Source organism: Sphingomonas sp. 66-10 (assembly GCF_001897045.1).
Taxonomy (GTDB): Bacteria; Pseudomonadota; Alphaproteobacteria; order Sphingomonadales; family Sphingomonadaceae; genus Sphingomonas; species Sphingomonas lycopersici.
On the sequence record NZ_MKRR01000094.1, the window covers coordinates 18,166 to 23,346 of the forward strand.

The 5,181-nt window shown below is 62.8% G+C and carries 6 protein-coding genes and 3 pseudogenes; 4 read left to right on the plus strand and 5 right to left on the minus strand.

The features are described from left to right. Both BGN95_RS07495 and BGN95_RS07500 read left to right on the plus strand, forming a co-directional pair. Window positions 1-311: hypothetical protein (locus BGN95_RS07495; protein ID WP_286772154.1), on the plus strand; the 311-nt coding region annotated here is incomplete at its 5' end. A gap of 47 nt (window positions 312-358) precedes the next feature. Further along, window positions 359-532 (plus strand): hypothetical protein, encoded by a 174-nt coding sequence (locus BGN95_RS07500; protein WP_286772155.1) that lies wholly within the window; start codon window positions 359-361, stop codon window positions 530-532. A 268-nt stretch (window positions 533-800) separates the two neighbouring features. Here BGN95_RS07500 and BGN95_RS07505 read toward each other — a convergent pair. Beyond that, a pseudogene (locus BGN95_RS07505) lies at window positions 801-1,112 on the minus strand (MauE/DoxX family redox-associated membrane protein); the annotation flags it as partial. A gap of 96 nt (window positions 1,113-1,208) precedes the next feature. Here BGN95_RS07505 and BGN95_RS07510 point away from each other — a divergent pair. After that, a complete protein-coding gene (locus BGN95_RS07510; RefSeq protein ID WP_286772156.1) occupies window positions 1,209-1,460 on the plus strand; it encodes a transposase in 252 nt (83 codons plus the stop codon). A 31-nt stretch (window positions 1,461-1,491) separates the two neighbouring features. Here BGN95_RS07510 and tnpC read toward each other — a convergent pair. Continuing rightward, window positions 1,492-2,868 (minus strand): annotated as a pseudogene (gene tnpC, locus BGN95_RS07515) (IS66 family transposase); the annotation flags it as partial. A gap of 49 nt (window positions 2,869-2,917) precedes the next feature. On the opposite strand from tnpC, the gene BGN95_RS07520 reads away from it, so the two are divergent. Further along, window positions 2,918-4,117: an IS256 family transposase gene (locus BGN95_RS07520; protein ID WP_286772157.1), complete on the plus strand. Its 1,200-nt coding sequence runs from the start codon at window positions 2,918-2,920 to the stop codon at window positions 4,115-4,117. 40 nt (window positions 4,118-4,157) lie between these two features. Here the strand turns inward: BGN95_RS07520 and BGN95_RS07525 are convergent. The 3 genes and pseudogenes from BGN95_RS07525 to tnpA all read right to left on the minus strand — a co-directional run. Beyond that, a pseudogene (locus BGN95_RS07525) lies at window positions 4,158-4,463 on the minus strand (IS66 family transposase); the annotation flags it as partial. A 71-nt stretch (window positions 4,464-4,534) separates the two neighbouring features. After that, window positions 4,535-4,876 (minus strand): IS66 family insertion sequence element accessory protein TnpB, encoded by a 342-nt coding sequence (gene tnpB / locus BGN95_RS07530; RefSeq protein WP_353744683.1) that lies wholly within the window; start codon window positions 4,874-4,876, stop codon window positions 4,535-4,537. Next, the coding region (gene tnpA / locus BGN95_RS07535; protein WP_286772159.1) for an IS66-like element accessory protein TnpA at window positions 4,873-5,181 on the minus strand (309 nt) is incomplete at its 5' end. The genes tnpB and tnpA, both read right to left, overlap by 4 nt.

The following is a 5,181-nucleotide window of genomic DNA, read 5'->3' on the forward strand; positions in this document are numbered from 1 at the left end:
CGATTATTACCATTCTCGACCGACCGTCCGCTGGGGTGGCCATAACCGAGGCCATGGCAACACCTATTACGGCCATTGAATCGCGCCCTGCCCTGTCGCGAGTTAACATGAACCGAAGAACCGGGCACACCGCCCGGTTCTTTTGCATTCAGGCGCGCGCAGACGTGAGACGCCGGCCGGAAACAACTCATGAGGGGACTTTAGTACAGGATCTGCGGCAGCATGCCGTACCGAGTGTCGATGAATTCCGGCGGCGGCAACTTGGCTGTCATCGATTTCATCAGGGCGACAAGGACTTGACAGATGATTAAACAATACTCGTCTCCACCGCCGGAATTCCCCGGAATGGAGATTTGCCATGCGTCGCCTTTTCCTCCTGCTGCCCGCAGCCGCACTCATTGCCCTGCCCCAGATCGCCGCCGCCTCACCCCACCACAAGGGCGCCAAGGCGGCCCATTCGCATTCACAGGCCGCCAAACATGTTCACAAAGCACCTATGAAGATGAAGGCCGCGCACGCGAAAGCCAAGTAATCGCATTCAGCAAAGGCATAGAACACGAGTCACTCCTCCGGGAGGGACTCGTGTTGAATATCGGCATCTACTGACGATTGCCGTTCGGCGACATTTTAGAGTTGGTATTGCGTTCGCGGCAACGGCACGGCGATCTAACCTCATTCCCAAGCAATAGACTCTTGAGGCTATAGAATTTTCTGCACAGGTCGGGCGTGGACGCTCAGCCGCCAACCTACCTTGCGCTTTACCAGACGATCGGTCCGATTTTTCACGTTGCGGGCCAGCCTCACATCGGGGGCAACGCCATCGCCGTCGAAGCCGGCGCCGCCAGCATCCAAAGCGCCATCGCCATCATCATCACGTTCTCGGTGAGCGAAATGAAGCCGAGCGGCACGTTGATGTCCCCGCCCACGCAAACGCACTTCAGCTCTCGTTTGTCGATATAGACGGCCTTGAACACCGAAACGGCGCCGATCATCCCGATGATGAGCGCCACCGGCACCGACAGCCAAGTCAGCGCGCCCGCCGTCATTAGCCCCCCTGCCCCAGCTTCCGCGAATGGGTAAATGTAGGAATAGGGCACCCAGCGCTTCGCCGTAACCGAAGGGGTGAGGCCGCCTGCCGGGAGGTGAGATGAGCGGGTAAGAGACGTCCATAAGGACGTCGATATGGACGTCCTGAGCGAGAGCGAGGGGTGGCGGTGGAGGTATTGGGCCGGGAACGGCGACGTCATTGGGCGGACGCGGAGAAGCTGGAGATCCTCGCCGCGGTGGGGCTGAACGGCGAGACGTTGGCGCGCGTTGCGCGGTGCTACGATGTGTCACGAAGCCAGATTTATAATTGGCGCGGTCAGTTCAAAAAGCGAGGATTGCTGCCGGCGCCGGTTGGGCCGACCTTTGTGCCGGTCGACATCGGCGCTCCCATGCTGAACGCTGAGCCCGCGTAAGCATTCGCCGGAGACCGCAGGGTAGTTTGGATCAGGCGGCGATTGCGATCTGAGTGTTGCGCCAATTCCACGGCAGCAGTTCGTCGAGGCGGTTGGCGGGATGGTCGGCGATGCGGGCAAGGACGTCGGCGAGCCAGGCGTGTGGATCGACGTTGTTGAGGCGAGCGGTCTGGATGAGAGAATAAGCGACCGCCGCCCGCTGACCGCCGCGGTCGGAGCCACAGAACAACCACGACTTGCGCCCGAGAGGTACACAGCGCAGCGACCGCTCGGCGGCGTTGTTCGACAAGCAGATCCTGCCATCGGTGAGGAAGCGGGTGAACGCGTCCCAACGGCGCAGCATATAGTTGATGGCCTTGGCGAGATCGTGGTTGCGTGAGATCCGGGCGAGTTGTGCATTCAACCAATCGTGGAGCTCGCTCATCAGTGGCGCGCTGAGTTCATGCCGGACCGCGCTGCGCTCGGCCGGGCTCTTGCCGTTGATATCGCGTTCGATCGCGAACAGGGTGTCGAGCTTCTGCACGGCCTCGAGCGCGATCGGGTAGACGATCGGTGCCTTCTTGCCACGGCTCTTCTTGCGTGCCGCGCCCTCGACGTCAGCGAGCTCGAAAAACTTTCTGCGCGCATGAGCGAAGCATCCCGCCTCCAGGATCGGCCCCGGCTGCCGGTTGGGCACATAGAGCTCATTGTAGCCGGTATAGGCGTCGGCCTGCAGAATCCCTGACCAGCCCGCGAGGTGGTGCCGTGGATGGTCACCGCACCGATCGCGGGAATAGTAGAAGACGACCGACGGCGGGTCGTTGCCCCCGAAGGGGCGATCGTCACGCACGTAATCCCATAATCGACCGGTGACAGTCTTGCCCTTGGCCATGACCGGCACGGTGGTATCGTCGCCATGCAGGCGCTCGGCAGCGAATGTGTGCCCCTCGATCAGGTGGAAGACCGGCATGAGCGCGTGGCAGGCCGCACCGATCTGGTCGGCGAGGGTCGACACGCTGAGCGGCACACCTTCGCTGGCGAAGCGCTCGGCCTGGCGGTGGAGCGGCTGATGCTGGCCGTATTTGTCGAACAGCAGCATGGCGAGGAAGCCGGGGCCGGCCCATCCGCGCGGCGTGACGTGGAACGGCGCAGGCGGTTGGGTGATCTTCTCGCAATCGCGGCAGGCGAACTTCTCGCGCACTGTCTGGATGACCTTCCACGCGCGCGGGATCACCTCGAGCGTCTCGGTCACGTCCTCGCCGAGCTTGGACAGGTGCTCGCCGCCACAAGCCGGGCACGAGCACGGCGCGGGCACGATGACGCGTTCGCGTGGCAGATGTTCGGGGAACGGCTTTCTGACCGGCTTCCTGCGCTGGAATGCGGAAACGGTCGCCGTCTTCGCCGCGGTGGCTTCGGCGGCGGGCCTGTCGAAAATTTTGTGCGCGGAGCCATAAGATGGAAGAGAAAGGACCATCGGCATGGCGATCGAGAAGGACGTATTGGATCAGTTGCTGGCAGGGCGGGATCCGAATGAGCTGTTTGCCAAGGACGGCTTGATAGACGAACTGAAGAAGGCGCTGTCGGAGCGGATGCTGTCAGCGGAGTTGGATGATCATCTGGAAAGCGAGGAAGCCGCGGGCGCTGCCAATCGGCGTAACGGTTCGTCGAAGAAGACGGTGTTGACGGGTGCGTCGAAGATGACGCTGGACATACCGCGTGACCGGGCCGGGACGTTCGACCCGAAGCTGATCGCCAAATACCAGCGGCGCTTTCCCGATTTCGACGCGAAGATCATCTCGATGTACGCGCGGGGCATGACGGTGCGCGAGATCCGCGGGCACCTCGAGGAGCTGTACGGCATCGACGTCTCGCCGGACCTGGTTTCGACGATCACGGACGCGGTGCTGGAAACGGTCGCGGAATGGCAGGGCCGCCCGCTCGATATTTGCTATCCGCTTGTTTTCTTTGACGCGATCCGGGTGAAGATCCGCGACGAAGGGTTCGTCCGCAACAAGGCGGTCTACATCGCGCTGGGCATCTTGCCGGACGGCACGAAGGAGATCCTCGGCATCTGGATCGAGCAGACCGAGGGTGCCAAATTCTGGCTGCGCGTGATGAACGAGCTCAAGAACCGTGGCGTGGCCGATATCCTGATCGCGGTCGTCGATGGCCTGAAGGGCTTCCCGGAGGCGATCAACGCCGTATTCCCGGAAACCGTCGTTCAAACGTGCGTGGTGCACCTGATCCGCAACTCGATGAGCTTTGCTTCCTGGAAAGATCGCAAGGCCATCGCCAGTGCTCTGCGCAGCGTCTATCGCGCGGAAAATGCCGATGCCGGCCGCGCCGCGCTGGACGCCTTCGAGGAAGGCCATTGGGGCCGAAAATATCCTGCAATCGCACAAAGCTGGCGCCGCCATTGGGAGCAGGTCATCCCGTTTTTTGCATTCAGCGCGCCGATCCGCCGGATCATTTACACCACGAACGCGATCGAGGCGCTCAACTCAAAGCTACGCCGCGCTGTTCGTACCCGCGGCCACTTCCCGGGTGACGAGGCCGCGATGAAGCTGTTATACCTTGTTCTCAATCAGGCGGCCGACGAGTGGAAACGGGCCCCGCGCGAGTGGTTCGAGGCTAAAACCCAATTCGCCGTTATCTTCGGTGAACGGTTCATCGCCTGATGAACGAAACCGGCTCCGCGCACAAAATTTCCGACAGGCCCTCGGCGGCGAGTTCGTCCTCGGCCGCGTCGGCTTCCAGATCCTCAAGCTTGAGCTCCATTTGTTCGAGCAGGCGGCGGGTGCGTTCGGCGCTGGGACCATATTGCTCGCGCTTCAGCTTCGCGATCTGGAGCTTGAGGTGCGCGATCATCGCCTCGGTGGTGCTCGCGAGGGCACGGGCGTTGGCCAGTTCGGCCTCGACATCTGCGGCGCGTTGCTCGGCCTCGTCAGCTCTCAGAAGCGCCGTCGCGAGGAGCGCCTTGAGCGCATCGGCGTCGTCCGGAAAGGGCGAAACGGCAGCTTCCACAAGCGAAGTGAATCATCGCCAGCCGCCCGGTGCAACCTGAAAATGCGGTGGCCTGCGAAGGAAACCGACGCTCAGCCAGCGCTCTGCGGACGCCAGGAATACTGCGGGTTGCGCCAGTCGATCCCGTCGAGCAGGCAGGAAAGTTGCGAACTCGTCAGCGACACGACGCCGTCCTTCGCCGAGGGCCAGATGAATTTACCTCGCTCGAGCCGCCGCGTGTAGAGCGACATAGCAATCCCGTCGTGCCAGATAATCTTGATCAGCGTGCCGCTGCGGCCCCGAAAGACCCACAGATCGCCGGCGAACGGGTCCCTGGTGAAGTGCTGCTGGACCATCGCCGCCAGACTCTGCATCCCACGTCGCATATCGGTGTGGCCCATCGCGATCCACACTCGCGCGCCCGATGGAATCACCGCACCGCCCTCAGTGCGGCCGCCGCCAGCGCGGGTGGCGCCGACGCCGAAATCCGCATGCGGCGCCCATCGGCCATCTCCAGCACGATCGCCGCTTCCGGCTCGGGCGGCGGCGACGGAGCCAGGGTCGGATCGGGCGCATCGTCGACCACCGCCGGAACGAAGGCAGCCCGTGCGCGGCGCAAAGCAGCCCTCCGCCACTCATAGATCAGACTGCGAGAAATGTCGTAACGCCGGGCAACGTGCTGGACCTTCGCGCCCGGCGCGAACGCCTCCCGCAAAATCTCCAGCCGCTCCTCATCCGA

Excerpts from the sequence above, each read along its gene's own strand:
- BGN95_RS07500 (WP_286772155.1), top strand. The coding sequence starts at position 359 with ATGCGTCGCCTTTTCCTCCTGCTGCCCGCAGCCGCACTCATTGCCCTG.
- BGN95_RS07520 (WP_286772157.1), top strand. The coding sequence starts at position 2,918 with ATGGCGATCGAGAAGGACGTATTGGATCAGTTGCTGGCAGGGCGGGAT.